This window comes from Cupriavidus sp. 05L310 (assembly GCF_056398185.1).
The window spans coordinates 1-24214 of the sequence record NZ_JBFTOX010000030.1 but is presented as its reverse complement, the minus strand read 5'-3'; the positions used below and the strand labels follow the sequence as shown (position 1 = coordinate 24214).

The 24214-nt window shown below is 65.2% G+C and carries 21 protein-coding genes; 11 read left to right on the top strand and 10 right to left on the bottom strand.

Features of this window, described 5'->3' with window-relative positions:
- Positions 1-26: 26 nt before the first annotated feature.
- Positions 27-677 carry a HugZ family pyridoxamine 5'-phosphate oxidase gene (locus tag AC1DS6_RS21805; RefSeq protein ID WP_441628308.1) on the top strand — a complete coding sequence of 217 codons (651 nt, stop codon included), beginning with the start codon at positions 27-29 and terminating at the stop codon, positions 675-677.
- A gap of 10 nt (positions 678-687) precedes the next feature.
- Here the strand turns inward: AC1DS6_RS21805 and AC1DS6_RS21800 are convergent, their stop codons facing one another.
- Both AC1DS6_RS21800 and AC1DS6_RS21795 read right to left on the bottom strand, forming a co-directional pair.
- Positions 688-1443: a DeoR/GlpR family DNA-binding transcription regulator gene (locus AC1DS6_RS21800; RefSeq protein ID WP_441628306.1), complete on the bottom strand. Its 756-nt coding sequence runs from the start codon at positions 1441-1443 to the stop codon at positions 688-690.
- Positions 1444-1488: 45 nt separating this feature from the next.
- Positions 1489-2136, bottom strand: a complete 648-nt coding sequence (locus AC1DS6_RS21795) for an IclR family transcriptional regulator (RefSeq protein WP_441628304.1) — start codon at positions 2134-2136, stop codon at positions 1489-1491.
- A 107-nt stretch (positions 2137-2243) separates the two neighbouring features.
- On the opposite strand from AC1DS6_RS21795, the gene AC1DS6_RS21790 reads away from it, so the two are divergent.
- Complete coding sequence (locus AC1DS6_RS21790; protein ID WP_441628302.1) at positions 2244-3218, top strand: Bug family tripartite tricarboxylate transporter substrate binding protein; 975 nt, start codon at positions 2244-2246, stop codon at positions 3216-3218.
- A gap of 34 nt (positions 3219-3252) precedes the next feature.
- On the top strand, positions 3253-4128 hold the full coding sequence (locus AC1DS6_RS21785) for a TauD/TfdA dioxygenase family protein (protein ID WP_477103058.1): 876 nt from the start codon (positions 3253-3255) through the stop codon (positions 4126-4128).
- A gap of 1213 nt (positions 4129-5341) precedes the next feature.
- Here the strand turns inward: AC1DS6_RS21785 and phnY are convergent.
- Genes phnY through AC1DS6_RS21770 form a run of 3 tightly spaced genes read right to left on the bottom strand, consistent with a single transcriptional unit; the run spans position 5342 to position 8862 of the window.
- Positions 5342-6805: a phosphonoacetaldehyde dehydrogenase gene (gene phnY / locus AC1DS6_RS21780; RefSeq protein ID WP_441635852.1), complete on the bottom strand. Its 1464-nt coding sequence runs from the start codon at positions 6803-6805 to the stop codon at positions 5342-5344.
- A 42-nt stretch (positions 6806-6847) separates the two neighbouring features.
- A complete protein-coding gene (gene phnA, locus AC1DS6_RS21775) occupies positions 6848-8125 on the bottom strand; it encodes a phosphonoacetate hydrolase (protein WP_441635854.1) in 1278 nt (425 codons plus the stop codon).
- Positions 8126-8157: 32 nt separating this feature from the next.
- Positions 8158-8862, bottom strand: coding sequence for a phosphonate utilization associated transcriptional regulator (locus tag AC1DS6_RS21770; RefSeq protein ID WP_441635856.1), 705 nt, complete (start codon positions 8860-8862; stop codon positions 8158-8160).
- 269 nt (positions 8863-9131) lie between these two features.
- Here AC1DS6_RS21770 and AC1DS6_RS21765 point away from each other — a divergent pair, with 269 nt between their 5' ends.
- The 5 genes from AC1DS6_RS21765 to AC1DS6_RS21745 all read left to right on the top strand — a co-directional run bounded on the left by AC1DS6_RS21765 (position 9132) and on the right by AC1DS6_RS21745 (position 15570).
- Positions 9132-10163 carry a putative 2-aminoethylphosphonate ABC transporter substrate-binding protein gene (locus AC1DS6_RS21765; RefSeq protein ID WP_477103057.1) on the top strand — a complete coding sequence of 344 codons (1032 nt, stop codon included), beginning with the start codon at positions 9132-9134 and terminating at the stop codon, positions 10161-10163.
- A 110-nt stretch (positions 10164-10273) separates the two neighbouring features.
- Complete coding sequence (locus AC1DS6_RS21760) at positions 10274-11374, top strand: putative 2-aminoethylphosphonate ABC transporter ATP-binding protein (RefSeq protein ID WP_441635860.1); 1101 nt, start codon at positions 10274-10276, stop codon at positions 11372-11374.
- Positions 11371-13101, top strand: coding sequence for a putative 2-aminoethylphosphonate ABC transporter permease subunit (locus AC1DS6_RS21755; RefSeq protein ID WP_477103056.1), 1731 nt, complete (start codon positions 11371-11373; stop codon positions 13099-13101). The genes AC1DS6_RS21760 and AC1DS6_RS21755 overlap by 4 nt, the downstream gene beginning before the upstream one ends.
- An 88-nt stretch (positions 13102-13189) precedes the next feature.
- Positions 13190-14323, top strand: a complete 1134-nt coding sequence (locus AC1DS6_RS21750) for a 2-aminoethylphosphonate--pyruvate transaminase (protein ID WP_477103055.1) — start codon at positions 13190-13192, stop codon at positions 14321-14323.
- Between the two features lie 395 nt (positions 14324-14718).
- Positions 14719-15570 (top strand): EamA family transporter, encoded by an 852-nt coding sequence (locus AC1DS6_RS21745; protein ID WP_477103054.1) that lies wholly within the window; start codon positions 14719-14721, stop codon positions 15568-15570.
- On the opposite strand, the gene AC1DS6_RS21740 is transcribed toward AC1DS6_RS21745, so the two are convergent.
- Together AC1DS6_RS21740 and AC1DS6_RS21735 are read right to left on the bottom strand one after the other, a co-directional pair.
- Positions 15548-16861, bottom strand: a complete 1314-nt coding sequence (locus tag AC1DS6_RS21740) for an MFS transporter (RefSeq protein ID WP_477103053.1) — start codon at positions 16859-16861, stop codon at positions 15548-15550. The two genes, AC1DS6_RS21745 and AC1DS6_RS21740, sit on opposite strands and share 23 nt — an antisense overlap.
- A 103-nt stretch (positions 16862-16964) precedes the next feature.
- Positions 16965-18599 (bottom strand): GMC family oxidoreductase, encoded by a 1635-nt coding sequence (locus AC1DS6_RS21735; protein WP_477103052.1) that lies wholly within the window; start codon positions 18597-18599, stop codon positions 16965-16967.
- A gap of 144 nt (positions 18600-18743) precedes the next feature.
- On the opposite strand from AC1DS6_RS21735, the gene AC1DS6_RS21730 reads away from it, so the two are divergent.
- Together AC1DS6_RS21730 and AC1DS6_RS21725 are read left to right on the top strand one after the other, a co-directional pair.
- Positions 18744-19592 (top strand): IclR family transcriptional regulator, encoded by an 849-nt coding sequence (locus tag AC1DS6_RS21730; protein ID WP_477103051.1) that lies wholly within the window; start codon positions 18744-18746, stop codon positions 19590-19592.
- 284 nt (positions 19593-19876) lie between these two features.
- The gene (locus tag AC1DS6_RS21725) at positions 19877-20605 is read left to right on the top strand and encodes an IclR family transcriptional regulator (RefSeq protein ID WP_428180526.1); all 729 of its coding nucleotides are present in this window, start codon (positions 19877-19879) and stop codon (positions 20603-20605) included.
- A 54-nt stretch (positions 20606-20659) separates the two neighbouring features.
- Here the strand turns inward: AC1DS6_RS21725 and AC1DS6_RS21720 are convergent, their stop codons facing one another.
- The 3 genes from AC1DS6_RS21720 to tauA all read right to left on the bottom strand — a co-directional run bounded on the left by AC1DS6_RS21720 (position 20660) and on the right by tauA (position 23409).
- Entirely contained in the window at positions 20660-21535 is an 876-nt protein-coding gene (locus tag AC1DS6_RS21720) for an ABC transporter permease subunit (protein ID WP_477103050.1), read from the bottom strand.
- A 10-nt stretch (positions 21536-21545) separates the two neighbouring features.
- Positions 21546-22322 carry a taurine ABC transporter ATP-binding protein gene (locus tag AC1DS6_RS21715; protein ID WP_045243183.1) on the bottom strand — a complete coding sequence of 259 codons (777 nt, stop codon included), beginning with the start codon at positions 22320-22322 and terminating at the stop codon, positions 21546-21548.
- Positions 22323-22395: 73 nt separating this feature from the next.
- A complete protein-coding gene (gene tauA / locus AC1DS6_RS21710; protein WP_441635874.1) occupies positions 22396-23409 on the bottom strand; it encodes a taurine ABC transporter substrate-binding protein in 1014 nt (337 codons plus the stop codon).
- 485 nt (positions 23410-23894) lie between these two features.
- On the opposite strand from tauA, the gene AC1DS6_RS21705 reads away from it, so the two are divergent.
- Positions 23895-24214 (top strand): thiamine pyrophosphate-binding protein (locus AC1DS6_RS21705; protein ID WP_477103049.1); only part of this gene is annotated, 320 nt, incomplete at its 3' end.

Genomic DNA, 24214 nt, shown 5'->3' with positions numbered 1-24214 from the left:
ATTGCTCCCGGACGAGGCTCAAGCGCGTGGAAATTCCCATCGATCAGGCGGTCAGTCTTATCCACGAGGCGGCCTACGGCACCCTGGCCACCAACGCGGCCGCCCTGCCCGGCTACCCCTATGCCACGGTCGTGCCCTTCGTGGCCGACCACGCCAACGCACCCGTTATCTGCGTCAGCGCGCTGGCCGAGCACACCCGGAATCTGCTGGCCGATCCGCGAGTGAGCCTGTCCGTGCTGCAACCGGGCGCCACGGACGTGCAGAACGCGCGCCGGCTGACGCTGGCAGGCGATGCGGCCCGCTTCGAGCCGGGGCCAGCCGAGTTGGCGCGATACCTGCGCTATGAACCGGCTGCCGAGCCTCTGCTGGCCCTGGATTTCCACTTCTTCCGCATCAGCCCGAAAACCATCCGGTTTATCGGCGGCGTCGCGCGCATGGGCTGGATCGGGGACGATGCATGGCGGGCATTGCCGCAGGTGCCGCCGGACACCGAGGCTGGACTCGTGCAAGCGATGTCCCTGGCCGCCCCGGCCGGCGTTCGCGTGCTGGGCGTGGATTGCCACGGCATCGACTATGAAATTGCCGGGCTGCGCAAGCGCCGGGGCTTTCCCGCCGCGCCCATGCCGCTTGAGGCAATGGAAGAGGCAGCCCTCGGGCTTGTGGCCGGCCTCACCTAGGCGCGCCCGCTCAGGCGATCCGCAGCACCGGCCCGCGTTCCTTCAGCGCCGCCGCCAGTTCAGGTTCCGGCGCCATATCTGAGATCAGGTAGGCGGCCTTGTCGAAATGCTTGACCAGCACGCCGGCGTTGCGGCCGAACTTGGTGTGATCGGCCACCACGCAGGCCACGCTGGCGGCCAGCAGCATGCGGCTGCGCAACTCGGCGGCCGAGCGCGAGAAATCGCTCATCTGGCCATCGGCGGTGATGCCGCCGGTGCCGATAAAGGCGAAGTCGGCGTGGTAGCGCGACAGCTGTTCGATGGTGTCCCAGCCGTGGGTAGCGTCCTCGTTATCCTGCAGTTCCCCGCCAAGCACCACTACACGATTGCCGTTGCGCCGTCCGAGCAGCATGGCGATGGTGATGTCGTTGGTGTAGACCAGCAGGTTATGGTGGCCATGCAGGGCCTGGGCCACGGTGTGGGTGGTGGTGCCGTAGTCAAGGATCAGCGAGGCGCCGTCGGGCACCAGCTCCGCCGCGCGCATGCCGATGGCGCGCTTGCCTTCGGCATTGACCGCGGCGCGGGTCTGGGTGTCGGGCTCGGCCCGCTCGGGTGTGAGCGCGCCGCCGTGGGTGAGGATCAGCAGGCCGCGCGCCGCCAGCGCATTGAGGTCGCGGCGGACGGTCTCGCGCGAGACATCGAGTTCGCTCACCAGTTCGCTGATCGCCAGCGCGCCGCTGGCGGCGAGCTGGTCGAGAATGAATTTTTGCCGCTGCTCAGCCAGCACGTGGACTCCGCTGCATAGGAAAAACAAAGGTGGATTCTAACCCCGTCATACCGGGGCCAGCCCGATCAGCCGGCTGATATTGGCCGCGGCCTGCTGCAACGCGGGCACGATCTCGGCGGGGATGCGCTCTGGCGTGGCTTCGCCCGCCGAGGTGGAAATGCCCAGCGACAATGTCCGCGAGCCAGCTGCCGGCAGAGGCACCGCAACCGATACCTGATTGCTCTCCGGGTAGGCCAGCACGCTCCACTCGCCGGGCGGCAAGGGCAAGGCCGTCGCCAGCGCGCTGCCCGCCGGCAGCACGCTGCCCACCCGCAGGTTCATGACCACCAGCCGGCGCCGCTCGGCCGGCGCCATCGCCCGGCCGATGATGATCACGCCCTCCGGATTGGCCTCGCCAAGGTTGGCCGTGCCGGAGTAGGCGTCGGCCAGTTTCTGCAGCCCCTCCTGCACGGCATCGGTGACGCCCAGGCTTTCCAGCGCGGCAAAGCCGATCTCGAAGATACGCGTGGTGAGACGCCAGCGATTGCCTTCCCGCGCCACATACGCATCCTCTTCCAGCGTCAGCAGGAACCGCAGCACGGTGGGGTGCGGCAGGTCCACCGCGCGCGATAGCTCCGCCAGCGTTGGCCGGCCGTTGTGGCGGAACGCTTGCAGGATCGCTAGACACCGCTGGATCGATCTATTATTCTTCATCCGCTATTTCGTTCACCTAGAGCACGCTTCGTTCATTAGGTGAACATACTAAAGCAGAAAGAAGGCGGCGGCAAGCACCGCGCCTCACCGCTCACACAGGAGACAAGATGAAGACCATCGCCCCCGCACTTGCGTCCATCCTCGCCCTCGCGCTGCTGGCCCCGGCCGCACAGGCCGCCGATGCCTGGCCAGCCAAGCCGATCAAATGGGTCGTGCCATATCCGCCCGGCGGCTCGACCGACATGCTCGCGCGCATCGTCGGCCAGAAGCTGGGAGAGCGGCTCGGCCAGCCGGTGGTGGTGGAAAACAAGGCGGGTGCCGGCGGCAACGTGGGCACGGACTACGTGGCCAAGCAACCGGCCGATGGCTACACCATCGTAATGGGCAATATCGGCCCCATCGCCATCAACCCTTCGCTGTATCCGGACCTGCCCTACAACCCGCTCAAGGACCTGGCCCCGGTGACCATGCTGATGGCGGTGCCTAACCTGCTGGTGGTCAATCCAGCGCTGCCGGTGCATTCGGTGCGCGACCTGATCGACTACGGCAGGCGGCAGCCAGCCCCGCTGGGCTACGCGACGCCGGGCGCCGGCACCTCGCTGCACCTGGCGGGTGAGCTCTTCGCCACCACCTCGGGCGTGAAGATGACCCACATCCCCTACAAGGGCAGCGCGCCGGGACTGAACGACACCATGGCCGGGCATGTGCCGGTGATGTTCGACAACATGCCCTCCGCGCTGCCGCTGGTGAAGGCGGGCAAGCTGCGCGCGCTGGCCATCACCAGCGCCCAACGCTCCGCGCAGCTGCCCGATGTGCCCACCATGGCGGAAGCCGGCCTGCGGGGTTACGAGATCGCCGGATGGTTTGGCGTACTGGTGCCGGCGGCCACGCCCAAGGCCATCGTCGCCCGGCTCGACACCGAACTGGAGGCCGTGCTGAAGATGCCCGACGTGCGCAAGAAGCTCGACGAGATGGGCGGCATCGTCTCCGGCGCCGGGCCGCAGGCTTTCGGCCGCTATATCGAAGCGGAATCGCGCAAGTGGAGCACGCTGGTGCGCAGCGCGAATATCACGGTCCAGTAAAGCCACAACCCATCCACCACCAAGGAGACAAGCCATGTCGCAATACCGCCTTATCGATATCCACCCCATTGCCGGCGCGCTCGGCGCGGAAATCCGCGGCGTCGACCTTGCCCGGCCGCTGTCCGACGAGACCTTCGCCGAGATCCGCTCGGCGCTGCACGACAACCTGGTGATCTTCTTTCGCGACCAGGAACTGACGCCCGAGCAGCACAAGGCATTCAGCGCGCGCTTTGGCGATCTGCTGGAAGTGCCGTTCATCCGCGCGCTGCAAGGGCATCCCGAGATCCTGCCGGTGATGAAGGGCAGGACCGAGCAGACCAAACGCAATTTTGGCGGGCTGTGGCACACCGACATGAGCTATGCGGAAATCCCGCCGCTGGGGTCCGCGCTGTACGCCCGCGTGATTCCGCCCTATGGGGGCGACACCATGTGGACCAATATGTATCGCGCCTACGATGCGCTGTCGGACGGCATGAAGCAGGTTCTGGACAAGCTGCGTGCCGTGCATAGCCCGGTGCGTTCATACGGCGCCGGCGGCGCGGTCGTCAACAATGGCGATCCCGCGCACAAGATGGATGTACGCACCGACGAGCGCGCCAGTAGCGAGGTCATGCATCCGGTGGTGCGCATCCACCCCGCCACCGGGAAGAAGGCGCTCTATGTCAATAGCACCTATACGCTGCGTTTCGAAGGCATGACCGAGGAGGAGAGTGCGCCGTTGCTGCAGTTCCTTTACAGCCATGCGGTGCGGCCGGAGTTTACTTGCCGGTTCCGGTGGACGCGGGGGGCGTTGGCGGTGTGGGATAACCGGTGTACGCAGCATCTGGCGATGAATGACTATGATGGGTTTGATCGGGAGTTGCATCGGACTACGATTGCTGGGGATCGGGTTTTGGCGGTGGGGGGGTGAAGGTTGGTTGGCTGTTGGGGGCTTTTTTTTGGGGTTGTCGCTACTTTTTTGGGCGGTGTTGGTTTTTGCACCCAAAGGAATACGACATCCCCCCTGCGGGGGGACGCCGGTCACTTTTCTTTGCGTTCGGCGGCAAAGAAAACTAACGAAAAGGTTGGTTGGCTGTTGGGGGCTTTTATTGGGGGTTTTCGCTACTTTTTTGAGCGGTGTTTGTTTTTGCACCCAAAGGAATACGACATCCCCCCTGCGGGGGGACGCCGGTCACTTTTCTTTGCGTTCGGCAAAGAAAACTAACGAAAAGAAAGCCGACCCTGCCGGGGGCAGAGCCATCAGGCTATTCGGCGACAGTGATTCCGTCGTACGGGCGGTGGCTTCGGCTGGCATGTCCTACCGACTTCAACGGCGATACCACTGCGCACTACACGGGTTTCGTGGTGCGGCCCCTGATTGCACACCCCAGCGCCCATTCGGCCATCTGCCGTTCGCGGTGCAATGGGCCACGGCATCTCATGCCTTGCTGGTTTCGTGGTTTTGTCTCTGACGGCGAATACCCTGCCATTCGACACCCTGCCGTACCGGCGCTGGCCGTGGCTGAATGCAATCGTCTTCGTTTCGTGGTGGGCACCGTGGCCCGGTCGGCGAACACGGAAGGATCTGGCGCTTCCGGGATTCGTGGTGAGGCCCCCGGTAGCAGACATCACTTGCTTCAAGCCGTCTGTCGCTCGCGTAGTGGCCGCCCACGAAGTTGCAGGCGCACCGGTTCCGTCGTGGGCGCGGTGGCACCGGGTTGATATGCCCAAGACCCTGATCACCGCGCCCGCCCCACCACGAAACCATTGGCAGGCGATGTATCGTGGTGCTTCGCGCCGGTAACGGCAGATGGCCGAATGGGCAAGGATTCCGCTACCGGGGGCCGCACCACGAATCCCGGAAATTGGCAGATTCGTGACCCTGCAAGCTGGTACCGGCAGAAGCTAGCAGAACTGCTGGCCGCACGACGAAATCACCAATGCGAAATAGCCTGATTGCTCTGCCCCCGGCAGGGTCGGCTTTCTTCTCGTTAGTCTTCTTTGCCGAAGCAAAGAAGAGTGACCGGCGTCCCCCGCAGGGGGATGTCGTATTCCTTTGGGTGCAACATGCCAACACCGCCCCACCCCCGACCCCCTACCCCCTACCCCCTACCCCCTACCCCCTACCCCCTACCCCCTACCCCCTACCCCCAAGGCATCGTAATCGACTTCAAATTAGTAAAACTCTTAATCGCCTCCTGCACACCCTCCTTATAGCCAAGCCCCGAATCCTTGATCCCCCCAAACGGCGTAAGTTCGATACGATAACCAGGCACTTCCCACAGGTTGACCGTACCCACCTGCAACTCATCCGCAAAGCGGGCAAAGTCGTCCATCCGGTTGGTGCATACCCCCGAGGACAAACCAAACGCGGTGCCGTTGGAAATACGGATGGCGTCATCGATATCCCGGAAGGTAATAATGGGCGAGACGGGCCCAAAGGTTTCCTCGCGCACCACCGTCATGGCCGGATCGACACGATCGATCACCGTAGGCGAATAGCGCGCGCCGTCGCGAAGATTGCCCAGCACCAGCCGCGCCCCCTGCGCCACCGCCTCCTTCACGCGGGACTCGAACAGCGCGGCAGCCTCGGCGTCGATCACGGTGCCCATGTCCACGGTACGATCCATCGGGTCCCCATATTTCCAGGCACGGGTCTTTTCCACCACCATCTCGGTGAAGCGGTCGGCCACAGCCTGGTGCACCAGCATGCGCTTGACCGCAGTGCACCGCTGCCCGGAATTCTTGTACGAGCCCTGCACCGCCAGGTCCGCGGCGCGTTCCAGGTCGGCGTCGTCCATCACGATCAGCGGATCGTTCCCGCCCAGTTCCAGCACCACGCGCTTGTAGCCAGCCTTGTTGGCGATGTACTTTCCGATGCCGACGCCTCCGGTGAAGGTGACCAGGTCCACCGAGGGATGGGTGATCAGCTCGTCGGCGATTTCGCGCGGGTCGCCCGTCACCACCTGCAGCATCTGCGGCGGCAGGCCGGCTTCATACAGTATGTCGGCCAGGTAGTAGGCCGACAGCGGCACCTTTTCCGACGGCTTGAGCACCATGCGGTTGTTGGTGGCGATGGACGGCGCCACCTTGTGCGCGACCTGGTTCATCGGATGGTTGAACGGCGTGATGGCGCAGATCACGCCGAGGAACGGCGAGCGCTGGGTCATCACGCGGCGCTTCTTGCCGTGCGGGGTCAGGTCGCAGGAGAACAGCTGGCCGTCGTCGCGCAGGGTTTCGTTGGCGGCAAAGCCAAGCACGTCGGCCACCCGGCCGATCTCGTAGAGCGAGTCCTTCTTGCACAACCCGGATTCGAGCGTGATCAGGTCCGACGCTTCCTCCACCCGCTCGCGCAGCAGCGCGGCGGCGCGGTTGAGGATGGCGGCGCGTTCGAAGCGGGTCAGCGTGGAGCGGTACGCGCGCGCCACGGCAAAGGCATGCCGCACGTCTTCCACGCTGGCCATCGGCACGGTGCCGACCAGCGAGCCATCGTAGGGGCTGCAGACTTCGATCACGCGCTCGCGCGTCATCTTCTTGCCGTCGATGCGCAGCGCTTCGGCGCGGAAATGCGGGCTGACCTGGCCGGCGGAAAACTGGGGGGCATTCATGTCGGTTCTCGCGTCAAGGATTCGGGCGGATTGGGGCTGCGCTCAGTGCAGGTGATTGAGCGCGACATCGAAGATGTCGAAGTTGCGTAGCTGCGCCTTGCCGGGAATGCCCGCCGTGGCGCGGTTGAACACCAGCGGCACGGTCTGCTCCGACACGCCGCCATGCGAGCGCAGCGGCGCGTCCAGGCCGGACAGGTCGTGCCGGCTCTGGCTGGTGCCCAGTACCACATGCTTGCCGCTGACGATCACGAGATCGCCCACCCGGTCCGGCGGCAGTTCGAAGCGCGCGCAGGCCTCGGCGTTATCGAGCACGCTTTCGATGCCCGGCAGCGCCGCCAGCCGTTCCTTGAGCGCGGCGCGGTCGGCATCCTCCGGCAGATAGACAGTGGCATACGAGCCCAGCGCGCCGTGGTGCACCACGTAGGGATCGGTGATCGGCAGGATCACGCGCGCGCCGCCCGCCTCCACGCCGCGGCCCAGCCACGCATCGAGCTGGTCCTGCAGGTAGATCACGTTGGGGGCCTTGGTGGCGTCGTCGTGCTTTGCGTTCATGCCGTGGTCGGCGGTCAGCGCCACCACGCAGCCGAGCGCGTCGAGCTGCGCCAGGTATTTGTCCATCATGGCGTAGAAGGCGTTGGCGCCGTCCGAGCCAGGGGCGAACTTGTGCTGGATGTAGTCGGTGGTGGACAGGTACATCAGGTCCGGCCGCCGCGTTTCCATCAGCCGCACGCCTGCCGCAAAGACAAACTCGGACAACGCCGCGCTGTACACGTCCGGCACCGGCATGCCGACCAGTTCCAGCACGTTGTCGATACCGTTCTCCTCCACCGTGGCCTGGTCGGCCTTCTCCGAGGAAAAGCAGATGCCGCGCATGCCGTAGCCGAGCAGGCGGCGCAGCTTGTCCTTGGCGGTCACCACCGCCACGCTGGCGCCGGCGTCGGCAAAGGCGGCCAGGATGGTACCGGCGCGCAGGTACTTGGGGTCGTTCATCATGACTTCCTCGCCGCGCCCGCCGTTGGCGCTGCGGTCGAAGAAGTAGTTGCCACAGATGCCGTGCACCGCCGGCGGCGCCCCGCACACGATGGAGAGATTGTTGGGGTTGGTGAAGGTGGGCACCACGCACGCCCCGCGGAAGCTGGCGCCTTCGGCCAGCAGGCGTTTCAGGTAGGGCGCGCTGCCGCTGGCGGCGGCCGCTTCCAGGTAATCGAACTCACAACCGTCCACGCAGACCACCACCACGGGCTGTTTCATCCATTGGTAGGTGCGCTGATTGACAGTGATGCTCGGTGCGGCGACGCTGGAAAGATTCGGGTTCGACATATCGGGGGTTCCTGTGCGGGAGAGGAAAAGCTTCAGGGCGTATGGGTAGCGGCGCCGCCATCGACGGCGGCATGCATGCGGGCGCGGCCACGTTCCACGTGCTCGCGCATCAGCCTGCCGGCCAGCTCCACGTCGCGCCCGGCAATGGCGGACACGATCTCGCGGTGCTCGCGGGTCGAGGTGGGAATGGCGTTGCTGTCGGCGGACAGCGCCTCGCGCCGGTACAGGGTGAGTTCCTTGACCAGGCGCCGATAGGTATCCACCAGCTTGCGGTTGCCGGCGAGCTCCACCATGCGGTCGTGCAGGGCGAGGTTGAGGCGGGTGTATTCGTCGAGATCGCGCGCGGTGCTGGCCGCGCCCATGGCCTCGATCAGCGCGCGCAGCTCGCGCACGCCTTCGGCCGTGATGTTGGCGGCGAGCAGGCGGCCCACGTATTCGTCCAGCACCGCGCGCAGCGCATAGATTTCGTCGGCTTCTTCCAGGGAGATGGCGCGCACGAACACGCCGCGGTTTTTCTCGGTGCGCAGCAGGCCGGCCTGCTCCAGCGCCCGGAAGGCTTCGCGCAGCGGGCCGCGCGACACATTGAACTCGCCCGCGAGTTCGATTTCATTGAGCCTGGCGCCGGGTAGCAGACCGCCGGACACGATGCGCATTTCAAGCTCGCGCTGCACCAGGGTGGTCAGCGACTGGCTCTGCAGGATCGCAATATCGCTCGACTGAGCGGCTGGCCGTGACATGAAGACTCCTGATTCGGGACCATCGAAATTCCTGGTTGTCATTAAAGCAAGCAGTTTGTATATTGTCAACAAACCAGGTACCGATGAAGAGCACGAAACGCCGCCCAGCATCCCGTGAAAGTCCGGGCACACGTCTTGCAAGCGTTGTAAAACAAGGGTTTAACGGTGATATGTGGTGATGCGATGGTGGTGCAACATGCCCCAAAGCGCTGCAACAAATTCACCAAATTGACACACAATACAACCTAAAATGCCACAAGGAGCCCCACATGAAAGCGACGTTCAAGTTCGTTCCGCACCTGGCCGCCGGCGCCCTCGCCCTGTGTTGCGCCAGTACCGCGATGGCGCAGAAGACCACCCTCACCGTCTATACGGCGTGGGAGATCGAGACGCTGAAGCCCTACGCCGAGGGCTTCGCCAAGGTCGCCCCGGACATCGAACTGAAGTACGTGCGGGATTCCACCGGCGTGATCACCGCCAAGGCGCTCGCGGAAAAAGCCAATCCGCAGGCCGACGTGATCGCCGGGCTGGCCGCATCCAGCCTGGAACTGCTTAAACAGGAAAACATGCTGACGCCTTACTCGCCAAAGGGCTTCGACCGTCTCACCCGCGACTACAGCGACAAGGCCACGCCACCTAACTGGGTCGGACTGGACGTATGGGGCGCCACCATCTGCTTCAACACCGTGGAGGCCAAGAAGCGCAACCTGCCCAAGCCGGAAACCTGGCGCGACCTGACCAAGCCTGTCTACAAGGGCATGATCGTGATGCCCAACCCGGCGTCGTCCGGCACCGGTTTTCTCGACGTGACCGCGTGGCTGCAACTGTTCGGCGAGCAGGAAGGCTGGAAGTACATGGACGCGTTACACGAAAACATCGCCCAGTACACGCACTCCGGCTCCAAGCCGTGCAAGCAGGCCGGCGCCGGCGAGTTCCCGATCGGCATCTCGTTCGAGCTGCGCGCGCACAAGACCAAGGCCTCGGGCGCGCCCATCGACATGATCTTCCCGACCGAGGGGCTGGGTTACGACATCGAGGCCGCCGGCATCGTCAAGGGCACCAAGAAGCTGGAGGCCGCGCAGCGTTACCTGGACTGGCTGGCCAGCAAGGAAGCCAATGAACTGTTCGCCCGCGACTGGGCCATCGTGGCCTATCCCGGCATCGCCAAGAAGGTGGAGAGCATCCCTGTGAACTACGAAAAGATGCTGGTCAAGAACGACTTCAGCTATATCGCCAAGAACCGCGAGCGCGTGCTCAACGAATGGCAGAAGCGCTATAGCGGCAAGTCGGAAAAGCAATAAGGCAAACAATAAGGCAAACAATATGGCCGCCAGCGCGCACGGGCACGACGCCATGCCCGTGCGCGGCAGCGAGCCAAGCCAGCCCTCACCCCCACAAGAGGCGACACACCATGCAAAACATGACCGCCAGGCTCGATAGCTACCTCAGCCTGCAAGGCATCCAGAAGCGCTTCGGCGGCTTTACCGCCCTGCAACATATCGACCTGGAGGTACGCCAGGGCGAACTGCTGTGTTTCCTCGGGCCCTCCGGCTGCGGCAAGACCACCTTGCTGCGCATCATCGCCGGACTGGAATCGCAAAGCGCCGGCACCATCATCCAGGCCGGCCGCGACATCTCCACCCTGCCGCCAATGGAACGCGACTACGGCATCGTGTTCCAGTCCTACGCGCTGTTCCCCAATCTCACCGTGGCGGACAACGTGGCCTATGGCCTGGTCAACCGCCGCATGCCGCGCGCGCAGCGGCAGGAGCGCGTGGCGGAACTGCTGACCATGGTCGGCCTGCCCGAGCGCGGCGGGCAGTACCCGGCCCAGCTTTCCGGCGGGCAGCAGCAGCGCGTGGCCATCGCCCGCGCGCTGGCTACCTCGCCCGGCCTGCTGCTGCTGGACGAGCCGCTCTCCGCGCTGGACGCACGCGTGCGCGGGCGGCTGCGCGGAGAGATCCGCGCGCTGCAGCAGCGGCTGAACATCACCACCATCCTGGTCACGCACGACCAGGAAGAAGCACTGTCGATGGCCGACCGCATCGTGGTGATGAACCAGGGCGCCATCGAGCAGATCGGCACGCCCGCGCAGATCTACCAGCGCCCTTCCACGCCGTTCGCAGCCGATTTTGTCGGCCGCACCAATATGCTGGCGGCGCGCGTGGGCGGCGACGGCGAACTGCACTTTGGCGGCACGCGCATGCGCTGCGCGACGCCGCCCGGCTGTTGCACGGATGAATCCGTGCAGGTGTTCTTCCGGCCAGAGGATGTCTGCGTGCGCGGCATCGAGCAGCACGGCGGCAACGTGCTGGACGCTACCGTCGACAAGATCGAGTTCCTGGGCGCGTTTTCCCGCCTCACGCTCAGGTTGCCGGACACGGGCGGCCACTGCGCCACGCTCTACGCGGATCTTTCGCTGAACGACCTGCACGACTTGCGCCCCAGCGCCGGCGATTTGCTGCGCCTGGCCATTCCCGCCGACCGCATCCGCATCTTCCGCCAAGCATGAGCCTCAGCCTATCCACCGCCCCGGTGGCTGAAGCCACCCCCGCCGCCACCCGCGTGCGCGCGCACTGGACCGACCGCCTGGCGCTCGCCCTGCTGGGTGTGGCCGCGCTGGCCCTGCTGTGCTTCGTGCTGGCGCCCATCGTGATGATCCTGGCCAAGAGCGTGCAGAACCGCGACGGCAGCCTCGCCGGCCTCGCGCACTTCCGCGCCTACCTGGAGTCTCCCGCGCTGCTGCGCTCGGTGTGGAACAGCGTGTGGGTATCGGCGCTGGCCACCGCGCTGACCGTGCCGCTGGCCTTCGCCTTCGCCTACGCGCTCACGCGCAGCCGCATCGCCTGCAAGGGCATGCTGCGCAACCTGGCGATGATCCCCCTGCTGGCGCCCTCGTTGCTGGCGGCGATCTCCTTTATCTTCTGGTTCGGCAACCAGGGCCTGCTCAAGCCGTACATGGGCGAGACGCAGATCTACGGCCCGCTAGGCATCGTCGCGTCGATGGTGTTCGCCACCTTCCCGCATGCGCTGATGATCCTGATCACCGCGCTGTCGCTGACGGACGCGCGCCTGTACGAAGCGGCCGACGCGCTCGGCACCTCCACGTTGCGGAAATTCCTCACCATCACGGTGCCCGGCGCGCGCTACGGGCTGGTCAGCGCGGCCATGGTGGTGTTCACCTATGCGATCTCCGACTTCGGCATTCCCAAGGTGATCGGCGGCAACTTCCATATGCTGGCCACCGATATCTACAAGCTGGTGATCGGCATGCAGGATTTCTCGCAGGGGGCGGTGGTATCGCTGATGCTGCTGGTGCCAGTGGCCGTCACCTATTACATCGACGCGCGCGTGCAGCGCCGCCAGATGGCGCTGATGACCGCCCGCTCCGTGCCGTACGTGCCGCGCCGCAGCCGGCGCTTCGATCTCTCCATGGCCGCATTCTGCTGGGTCATGGCAGCGCTGATGGTGGCGGTGATGGGCATGGCGATCTATGCATCGTTCGTCAAGCTGTGGCCCTATGACTTCTCGCTCTCGCTCGATCACTACCGGGTTGGCCTGGTGGAAGGCGGCGTGGTGGACTCGTACTTCAACAGCCTGCGCCTGGCGATCGCCTGCGCGCTGCCGGGACCCGTCTTCATCTTCAGCACAGCCTACCTGCTGGAGAAGACACGCGGGCTGGACTGGCTGCGCGGCTTCGTGCGGCTGATGGCGGTGCTGCCGATGGGCGTGCCGGGGCTGGTGCTCGGACTGGGCTACATCTTCTTCTTCGTGCCGGCGGCCAACCCGCTCAACGTCATGTACCAGACGCTGGGCATCCTGGTGCTGGTGACCATCGTGCACTACTACGCCTCCTGCCACCTGACCGCGGTAACGGCGCTCAAGCAGCTCGACAGCGAGTTCGAAGCCGTTTCCGCCTCGCTCAAGGTGCCCTTCTACACCACCTTCCTCAAGGTCACGGTGCCGGCCTGCCTGCCCGCCATCCTGGACATCTCGCGCTACCTGTTCATCAACGCCATGACCACCGTATCGGCGGTTGTCTTCCTGTATGGCGCGGATACCAAGCTAGCCTCAGTGGAGATCGTCAATCTCGACGAAAGCGGCGACATCGGTCCCGCTGCCGCCATGGCCACGCTGGTGGTGCTGACCTCCGCCTTCGCCTGCCTGCTGTACTACCTGCTGCAGCGCGTGCTCGATGCGAAGACGCAGGCCTGGCGGCAATCCGGCCGCAACGACTGACGCAACCCAACGGCATTCCATGCCCACGAGGCACGGAAGCCATCACTCCAACGATCCCAATCCCTGAATCCATCCCTGGAGCACAACCATGATCCGCGGCAACGACCCCATCCTGCTAACCCCCGGCCCCCTCACCACCTCGCTCGCCACCAAGCAAGCCATGCTGCGCGACTGGGGATCCTGGGACACCAGCTTCAACGCCATCACCCGCAGCCTGTGCGACGACCTCATCGCCATCGTGCACGGACAGGGCAGCCACGTCTGCGTGCCCATGCAGGGCAGCGGCACCTTCTCGGTGGAAGCCGCCATCGCCAATGTCGTGCCGCGCGACGGCAAGGTGCTGGTGCCGCAGAACGGCGCCTATTGCCAGCGCATCCTCAAGATCTGCAAGGTACTGGGCCGCGCCAGCGTGGAACTGCCGACCCCCGAAGACCAGCCGGCGACCGCCGCGCTGATCGAAGCCGCGCTCGCCCGCGATCCGTCGATCACCCATGTGGCGCAGGTCCATTGCGAAACCGGCGCCGGCGTGCTCAACCCCCTGCCCGAGATCGCCGCGCTATGCGCGCGCCTGGGCAAGGGCCTGATCGTGGATGCCATGAGCTCCTTCGGCGCGCTGGACATCGACGCGCGCACCATGCCGTTCGACGCGCTGGTGGCGGCCACGGGCAAGTGCATCGAAGGCGTACCGGGCATGGGCTTCGTGCTGGTGAAGAAGACCGTGCTGGAAGCCAGCCAGGGCAACAGCCATTCGCTGGTGCTGGACCTGTACGACCAGTACACCTATATGCAGAAGACCACCCAGTGGCGCTTCACGCCGCCCACGCACGTGGTAGCGGCCTTCCGTGCCGCGCTCGACCAGTTCCTGGAAGAAGGCGGGCAGCCTGTACGCGGTGCGCGTTATCAAGCCAACTATGAAACGCTGGTGAGCGGCATGGCGGAACTGGGCTTCCGCCCCTTCCTCTCGCCCACGGTGCAAGCGCCAATCATCGTAACGTTCCATGCACCGTCCGATGCGCGCTATGACTTCAAGACCTTCTACGCCAAGGTACGCGAACGCGGCTACATCCTCTACCCCGGCAAGCTGACACAGGTCGAGACATTCCGCGTGGGCTGCATCGGCGCCATCGACGCCAACGAGATGCGCAACGTGGTGAGCGCAATCGACGAAACGCTCCGCGAAATGGGCATCGAGATGAAGGCACCGCTGGCGCGGGCGGCTTGAGGCATTTGCAGAGCCGTCGTCCGGGCAAACGCCCGCCCCCTCTCCCGCAAGCGGGAGAGGGGAGTGAACCAGTGGATGGCAAACGGCGGCTCGCCGGCAGAAGCGGGTACCGGACGAAAGCCCCAATGCTTGATGTCCAGGGACATCAAACAACAGCGGTGCCACCAGAACAACGATTCGGTGTAGCCGTGTGGTGCGCCCTCAAGGGCGGGCCACACCCCAGCGCGATGCGAAGCGAGCCGTCAAGGTGTACCAGGCCGTATGGGGCGCCTTCTTTGCCTACTTTCTTGGCAAGACAAGAAAGTAGGTCGCCGCCCCGCAGGGGTGGTGAAACTGCCTTTGACTTTAGGCTTTTGACGTTAAGCGGTTGCATCAAGCCCCCAAGCCCCCCCCAAATGCCCCTCCCCCCCGACTCCCCCGCCACCCCCTTCCTAGCCGTCATGCTCTCCGCGATCATGCACGCCTCCTGGAACGCCATCGTCAAGATCGGCGGCGACCGCCTATCGTCGATGGCGCTGATCGACAGCTTCTGCTTCCTCGTGGCCTTGCCAATGGTATTCCTGGTACCGCTACCCGCCCCCCAGGTTTGGCCCTTCCTCCTCGCCACCGTCACACTCGAAGTCGGCTACAAACTATCGCTGGTAGCCGCCTATAACCGCGGCGACTTCAGCCAGGCCTACCCCCTGATGCGCGGCTCCGCCCCGTTGATGGTCGCCATGATCCTCCTGCTGACCGGCGCCGAGCGGCTCGGCCCCGGCGGCTATGCCGGCATCGCCCTGATCTGCATCGGCCTGGTCAGCCTGGTACGCTGGCGCAGCCAGTCCCCCGACCTGATGGGCTTCGCCCTGCTGGCGGGCGCCTGCCTGGCCGGCGGCACCGTGATCGACGGTACCGCGGTCAAGCGATATGGAGACGTCTTCTCCTATATCGCCTGGCTGCAGTTGCTGTCGCATATCTTCATGCCCGGCTTTGCCTTCAGCCAGCGCGGGCGAACGCTGCTGACCCTGTACCGCCAGGAGTGGAAACGCGCCTGGATCGGCGGCATCAACCGCGTGGGTTCCTACGCGCTGATGCTCTGGGCCATGACGATGGCGCCAGTGACCAAGCTGGCGGCGCTGCGCGAATCCAGCGTGATCTTTGCAGCGCTGCTCGGGCATTTCCTGCTGCGCGAGCCGTTCGACAAGCGCCGCCTGGTAGCGACGGCGCTGGTGGTGGCGGGCATCGTCACGCTGCAGTTGGCGCGCTGATCGCGGACACCCGGCGCATCTGCCTCCCGATCAACGCGGCGCACAGGGCCGACACCACACCGGCGAAGACCACATAGGCGCAGATCTGCCACGGCGCTCCGCCGCCGCTCTTGAGCAAGGCGGTGGCAACGATGGGCGTGATGCCGGAGGCAAAGATGCCCGAGAACTGGTACACGAAGGAGATGCCGGTATAGCGCACCCTGGCGTCGAACAGCTCGCAGAACAGTGCGGCCTCCGGCCCGTACACGGCCGCGTAGAAGATACCGAAGGGCACCACGATGGCCAGCCAGAGCAGCATCACGTTCTGCCCGCCGTTGAGCATCAGCCAGAAGGCCGGGAACGAGGAGAAAGCGGTGATCAGCGAGCCCCAGAAGTAGACACGCGTGCGCCCGATGCGATCCGACAGGCCGCCGAAGAACGGGATGAAGAAACACATCACCACCGCGGACGCCATCACGCCGACCAGGGCCTGGGTACGCGAGATGTGGATGGTCTGGGTCAGGTAGGTGATCGAGAATACGCCGAAGATATTGAAGAACACGCCGTCGATATACCGTGCGCCCATGCCTTTGAGGATATTGCCCGGATAACGCCGCATCATGTCGACGAAAGGAATCTGCGTCTCGGCGTTCTGTCGCTTGACCGCGGCGAACTCCGGCGTTTCCTTGACGTTCAGGCGGATATACATGCCGACGAAGACCATCGCCGCCGACACGATAAAGGCAACACGCCAGCCCCAGGCGAGGAACTGGCCGTCGGTCAGCAGCAGCGAGAGCAATGCGACCACGCCCGATGCCAGGCACAAGCCGATCGCCAGGCCGATCTGCGGCAGGGAGGCGTAGAAGCCCTTGCGGTGCGCCGGCGCGTATTCATAGGCCATCAGCACCGCCCCGCCCCATTCCCCGCCCAGCCCGATCCCCTGGAAGACGCGCAGCAGCAACAGCAGCACGGGTGCCCACAAACCGATGCTGTCGTAGGTCGGCACAAGCCCGATCAGGAATGTGGACACGCCCATGATCATCAGCGTCATCACCAGCATGCTCTTGCGGCCGATGCGGTCGCCGAAGTGGCCGAAGATCACGCCGCCAAGCGGCCGCGTCAGGAACCCGACCGCAAAGGTTGTGTACGCCAGCATGGTTGCCACCAGCGGATCGCCGGCCGGGAAGTACAGCTTGTTGAACACAATGCCGGCGACCACGCCGTAGAGGAAAAAGTCATACCACTCGATGGTGGCGCCGATCACCGACGCCATCACGACCTTGCGAATCGCCTTTTCATTGGGGCTTGCCATCTTTGTCTCCTCACACAGGTAAGCGGCGCCCGCTGGAATGATGTGATTGTTGAGCGCCGGGGCTTGCAGAAAAACAGCGGGACCTTCCTCCTTTACCGGGGCATCATGCCGCCGCGCCGACCGGTACCTCCCGCCGCGCGTCTTCCAGGATGAAATCGGCGGCGCGTTCGGCCACCATCACCACCGGGACATTGGTGTTACCCGACACCAGCGTCGGCATGATCGAGCAATCCACCACGCGCAGGCCCGCCACGCCATGCACGCGCAGGCGGGCATCGACCACCGCCAGCGCGTCGCGGGCGGGCCCCATGCGGGCCGTGCCGGACGGATGGAAGATGGTGGCGCCGTACTGGCGGCAAAAATGCAGGATCTCGTCGTCCGAGCGCACCGCATCGCCGGGCCGGAACTCGCGCTTCATCAGCCCGCGCATGGGTTCGGCCTGGGCCACGCTGCGCGCGAACTTCACCGCCGCCACCGCGCTGCGCTGGTCCAGTTCGGTCGAGAGATAGTTCGGCTGCATGGACGGCGGCTCGAAGGGATCGGTCGACTTGATGCGCACCGATCCCCGCGATTCCGGCCGCAGCTGGCAAACCGAATACGTGCAGCCGGAGAACGGGTGGACATTGCCGCCCGCCATATCCGCGGACAACGTGGAGAAATGGAACTGCGTGTCCGGCGTAGCGCTTTCGTCCGGCAGGGCACGGCAGAACATGGCGCCCTGGTTGATGCCGATCGCCAGCGGCCCCTTGCGGAACAGCAGCCATTCCAGCCCCATGCGCGCCTTGCCGGACAAGGTGCGCAACTGGTCGTTGGTGGTGATCGGCTTGGAGACTTCGTAGATAAGCCGGACCTGGAGGTGGTCCTGCAGGTTTTCCCCGACACCAGGCAAGGCGTGCACCACCTGCACCCCCAGCGATTGCAGCAGCGGCGCGGGGCCGATGCCCGACAGTTGCAGCAACTGCGGCGATTGCAGCGCGCCGGCGCAGAGCAGCACCTCGCGCCGCGCCAGCACGGTGCATGACCTGCCGCCTTGCATGTAGCGCACGCCGATGGCGCGCCGCCCCTCGAACAGGATCGCGGTGGCATGCGCGTCGGTCTCGATGCGCAGGTTCGGCCGCCCCCGCGCCGGGCGCAGGTAGGCGACCGCCGTGGAACAGCGCCAGCCCTTGCGCGTGGTCAGCTGATAGTAGCCGGCGCCTTCCTGCTCGCCGGTGTTGAAGTCCTCGCGGTAAGGCACGCCCAGCCGCTGGCCTGCCTCGATGAAGGCATCCACCAGCGGATGGCGGCTGTCGATGGAAGTGGCATTGAGCGGCCCGGCCGTGCCGTGGGTGGGCCCTTCGCCGAGGTCGTTGTTCTCCAGCTTGCGGAAGTACGGCAGGCATTCATCCCAGCCCCACCCGGGATTGCCCAGCGCGGCCCAGTGATCGTAGTCCTGCCGCTGGCCGCGCACGTAGATCAGGCCATTGATGGCGCTGCATCCGCCCAGGGTGCGCCCGCGTGGCCAGTAGATGCGGCGGTCGAGCATATTGGGATCAGGGTCGGTATAGAAGCCCCAGTTGACCGTCTTGTGGAACATGGTCTTGCCGTAGCCGATGGGGATGTGAATCCACGGATAGCGGTCGGGAGGACCGGCCTCCAGCAGGCAGACCGCATGCCGGCCGTTTTCGCTCAGGCGATTGGCCAGTACGCAACCGGCCGAACCGGCTCCTACCACGATGTAATCAACGGTTTGCGACATCGTCGCTGTCTCCTTGTTATCTGCCGCCAGGGCCAGTCATGCCCTTTGCTGCCGTTGGCGGCGCCACTTATACTGAAACGAATTGTTCCGATCTTATGAACGAGAACCCAGAATAAGAAGGCAAATTGTGAGGAGACACAGAATATGAAACAGAATGTGCAATTTCCGTTTCAGAATCGCAGCGCAGCAGAGAGCACGAAGCCAGCCGCCGACGACGAGGACCGCAGCCTGCGGGCGCTGACGGTGCTGGAATGCCTCGCGCGCGCCCAGCACCCGCAGACCCTGGCGCAACTGGCGCAGCGCCAGCGCATGCCCAAGACCACGCTGATGCGCCTGCTGCGCGCCATGGAAAGCGCCGGCTTTGTCGTGCAGATGCCCGCGGAGCGCGGCTTCATGCCCGGCCCCAGGGCAGCCGCGATTGCGATGCAGACACTAAAAGGGCCACCAATGCTGCGCGAATGCCGCGCCGTTCTTGGCCGGCTGGTTGCCAGCCTTGGCGAGACCTGCAACCTGACCACGATGGACGGCGACCATGTGCTCTATGTGGAACGGGTGGAGACGGATGAGCCCCTGCGCCTGCAACTCTCGCCGGGCATCCGCGTGCCCCTTCACTGCACGGCGAGCGGCAAGCTGTTCCTGGCGGCCATGTCGCGCGCGGAGCGGCAGCAGACGTTGCGGCGCCTGGAAATCCGCGGCTATACGCCGCGCACCCTGACCGACATCGGCGCGCTCGACACTGAACTGGACCGCCTCGGCGCCCAGGGTATCGGCGTGGATAACGAAGAGTTCGTCCGCGGCATGACGGCGGTAGCGGTGCCCGTGCGCGCCGGCGGCGGCACGGCTGACAGCGCCGCCCCGGATGGCCCCGTGATAGCGGCTATCGCCTGTCACGCGCCCACGGCCCGGGTATCGCTGGAGGCGCTGGTGCGAGCGGTGCCGACGTTGCGCGAGGCGGCGCGCGGCATGGCAAAAGTACTTTGCGACGAACGCTAGGCCCTTGCCCGCTCCCGACAGGGGCGGCAGACGCGCTGGCTGATGCTGCCCACAAGCGAAGGTCTGAAGTGGAATACAATCAATCTGTCTCGTTTTCCGGAACGGAGTCCGAATTGAAATCGGCAACAGCAGCAGCACAAAGAAAAGTGCCTCCCGAGGCACCCAAGGAAAAATCCGCCAAAGGCGCGCGCGCGGCGGCGCCCTTGCGGCTGGAAGAACCGGCCGCCACGGCGCCGGTCCCGAACGCCGCAGCCGATGCCGCTGCGGACCGCGACACCCCCACGCTGCGCGCCTTCGCGCTGCTGGAATTCCTGGTGGCGGCGGACCGGCCCTTGTCGCTGGCGGAAATCATGCAGGGTTTCGAAGCGCCCAAGGCTTCCCTGCACCGCATGCTTGGCGCGCTGGAAGCGGGCGGGCTGGTGATCCGCGAGCCCGGTGCGCGCAACGCCTACGCGGTGGGGCCGCGCCTCTCGCGGCTGGGCGTGGCCATCGTCACGCATTCGGGCACACGCCAGTTGCGCCATGCCATCCTGGCACGGCTGGTGGCCGATATCGGCGAAACGGTCAACCTGACTATGCTGCACGAAACCTCGGTGCTGTACCTGGACCGCATGGAAGCCCCGTGGCCGCTGCGGCTGGACCTGAAACCCGGATCGCGCGTGCCGCTGCACTGCTCTGCCAGCGGCAAGCTGCTGCTGTCGCTGCTGCCGCGCGAGCAGCGCGCCGCGCTGGTGCGGCAGTTGCCGCTGGAGCGCTTTACGCCCAATACCGTCACCGACGTGGAACTGCTCGAAGCCGAGCTGGACCGCAGCGCCCACAAGCAGCTTGGCGTGGACAACGAGGAATTCGTGGCGGGGATTTCCTGCGTGGCGGTGCCGGTGCGCGATGAGCGCGGGCAGGTGGTGGCGGCCCTGGCGGTGCATGCGCCCACGGCACGCTCGCCGCTGTCGCGCTCGCTGGAGTTCGTGCCGCGCTTGCAGGAAACGGCCAGGGAGCTGGCCGCTACGTTCTAGACGGGGAAACGGGCGGCGCGGATAGCGGCGCCCGGCACGGCACAGGCTCTGGCTTTACATCCTCCCCTTCCAGGGCACCAGCCACTTCTCCATCTTGCGCATCAGCAGGTCGAAGGTATAGGCAATCAGGCCGATCAGCCCGATGCCCATGATCACCACATCCGTGCGCAGGAAGTTCGACGCGTTGAGCACCATCTGGCCCAGGCCCGACGTGGCGGCCACCATCTCGGCGGCAACCAGCGTGGTCCAGCCGAAGCCGATGGCGATGCGCATCCCGGTCAGGATGTCGGGCAGCGCCGCGGGAATCACCACATGGCGGATCACCTGCCACCGGTTGGCCCCCATCGAGTACGCCGCATTGATCTGCTCGATGGTGACCGAGCGCACCCCCGCCTGCGCCGACATCGCCAGCGGCGCGAAGCAGGCCAGGAAGATCAGCAGGATCTTCGACGTTTCATCGATGCCGAACCAGATCACGATCAGCGGCAGGTAGGCCAGCGGCGGCAGCGGCCGGTAGAACTCGATGGGCGGATCGAACACGCCGCGCGCGATGCGCGACACGCCCATCATCACGCCGATCGGCACGGCCGTGACCGTGGCCAGCGCGAAGGCGCCGAACACGCGCACCATGCTGGCGCGGAAGTGCTCCGTCAGCGGCAGGCCGCCTTGCACATTGCCGTTCCAGGCATCGATAAAGGCATTGATGATGGATTCCGGCGTGGGCAGGAACAGTGGCGGCAGCCAGCGCAGGTGGCTGGCGATCCACCACAGCGCCAGCAGCGAAACCACGGTGATGGTGGAGATGCGCGAGCTTGAGCCCTCGCCTGGCAGGCGGTAGCCGGAGACGGCCTTCATGCGGCGCGCGGCCGGCCTGGCGGGCATGGCGCCCGAGCCGGGAGGGGGGTCGAGTCGTTGGGCGGTAGCAGTCATGTCGGACTCCTCAGGGCGTGGCATGGATCAGGTCGACGATTTCTTCGCGGTACCGGATGAACTCGGGATCGGACTTGACTTCGCGGGCATCGCCGCAGGCAATGAAGCGCCGCGCGAAGGGCAGCTCGTAGGTATGCGCGATGCGTCCCGGGGAAGGCGTCATCACGATCAGGCGGGTGGCCAGGAACAATGCTTCCTCCACGCTGTGGGTGATGAAGAACACGATTTTCTGTTCCGCGGCCCACAGCTTGAGGATCAGCGCCTGGATGGTTTCACGCGTGAGCGCATCCAGCGCGCCGAGCGGTTCGTCCATCAGCATCACCGCAGGGTCGTTGGCCAGCGTGCGGGCAATGCCAACGCGCTGCTGCATGCCGCCGGAGAGCTGGTAGACGGGCTTGGCCGCCACCTTCTCCAGCCCGACCAGCGCCAGCTTTTCCTGCGCGATGCGCAGGCGCTCGGCGCGCGGCACGCCGCGCAGCCGCAGGCCCAGCGCCACGTTGTCCAGCACATTGAGCCAGGGCATCAATGCATGCTTCTGGAACACCACGCCGCGCTCGGCACCAGGACCGTGCACAGTCTTGCCGTCGAGGCGGATCTCGCCTTCCGAGGGTTGCATGAAGCCGGCAATGCATGACAGCAAGGTCGTCTTGCCGCACCCGGAGGCGCCCAGCGCGACGACGAAATCGCCGCGCTCCATAGTGAGATTGACTTGCGACAGGGCCAGCGTTTCGGCGCCGCCACGGCCGCCGTAGTTAACGCTGAGGTTGTCGATTTCGAGTTTGGCCATAGCTGCAAACTTCCGGAAAAGGTCATTCAAGGCCACGGAGCGGACATCGCCCGCTCCGCGGCGCACAAGGCAGTCAGGCCGGCGTCCTGGTGGCAAGGGCCCGCTTTACCCACTCCGCATTGACGCCCGTTCCGTAGTCCGGCAGCACGGTCTGGATGGTGCCCTGCTCCTTCAGGAACTGCGCCGCCGATTGCAGCGCCTTGGCCGCGCCGCCGCCCAGCCAGCGGGGCGAGGCTTGCTCCTCCAGCGTGGGGAATCCGTACAGCGCCATGCTGGCCGGCACGGCTTCGGCCTTGGCGCCGGAGACTTTGGCAACCGCCTTCACCATCGGCGATTCCGCGGTCCATGCGGCCTTGTCCTGGCGATACTTGTCATCCGCCGCGGCCAGGATCTTGACGAACTTGACCATGAACTCGGGGTTCTCGCGCGCGAACTTCTTGTTGGCGATCATGCCGTCGAAGGTCGCCTTGCCGGTTTCGGCGGCGATCTTGCCGGAGGTCACCAGCACCTTGCCCGATTGCTTGAGCTTGGCCAGCACCGGATCCCAGATGAAGGTGGCGTCGATGTCGCCGCGCTCCCAGGCCGCGGCCACTTCGGGCGGCCGCATGTTCATGATCTTGACGTCCTTGGGATTGATCTTGGCCTGCTCCAGCGCTACCAGCGTGTGGTAGTGCGTGGTGGAGACAAAGGGCACGCCCACCCGCTTGCCCTTGAGGTCGGCCACGCTGTTGATATTGCTGCCGTTGCGCGCCACCATGGCTTCGGCCGCGTTGATGTCGTCGAGGATCCAGAAGAGCTCCACGTCCAGCCCCTGCGACAGCGCCGAGGCAATCGGCGAGGTGCCGGCTTCGCCGATCGCGATCTGGCCCGAAGCCATCGCGCGGATCACGTCGCCGCCGCCGCCGAACTGGCGGAACGAGACCTTGTAGCCGGTCTGCTTCTCGACTTCCTTCATGTCCTGCGCGTAGCGCCACGGCACCACCATGTCCTGGTAGGCGATGACGACTTCCCTGGTCTGCGCGTAGGCGCCCGGGGCGACGACCGCCGCCATGACCACGCTTGCTGCAAGCTGCTTGATCCAACGCATGATGAACCTCCTCAAGATTGACTGTGTGGTGTGCTGTGGCGGAGATCGCCGGCACGGGAAGCCTGGCACCAGGGCGGTGCCTGCTCGAGGAGGAAGAGGTGATGAGCATGAAGCATGCCAATGTCTCCGTCTGGTTGGGACGTCTTTGCGTCCTCTCGTTTTAGCGGCGCTCTTCTCTGCGGAGAGTCAGCCCGGCGCGCACCGGATGCTGTTGAAGCAAGCCCTGAGCGCGGTGTAGCCCTATGGTAGAAAGCCGGCCCTCGCCGGGTTAGAGCCAGCGAGGACCAACTGTGGGTCCACACGGCCCGCCAGATTGCTCTTGCTGCACTTTAAAGGGTATTTACTACCGTTTTTAGGTACATGGCATTCCGTTTATCGAATTCTTCTATTGACCATCTCGCGCTCACATCCTACATTTCGACTCACGAACACTTTTCGGAACATTTGGTTCCGTTTTGAGATCGATAGACTGGAGACACGACACCATGAGCGAACACTTGCCCGAATCCCTCAAGACCCAACCCGCCGACGGCGCCGCCACCGCCGGCCCGCAGGCCATGACCCCCTCGGAAGCCTTCGTCGAGACCCTTGCCGCCAACGGCGTGACCGACATGTTCGGCATCATGGGGTCGGCCTTCATGGACGCCATGGACATCTTCGCCCCCGCCGGCATCCGCCTGATCCCCGTCGTGCACGAGCAGGGCGCCGGCCACATGGCCGACGGCTATGCCCGCGTCTCCGGCCGCCACGGCGTCGTCATCGGCCAGAACGGCCCCGGCATCAGCAACTGCGTCACCGCCATCGC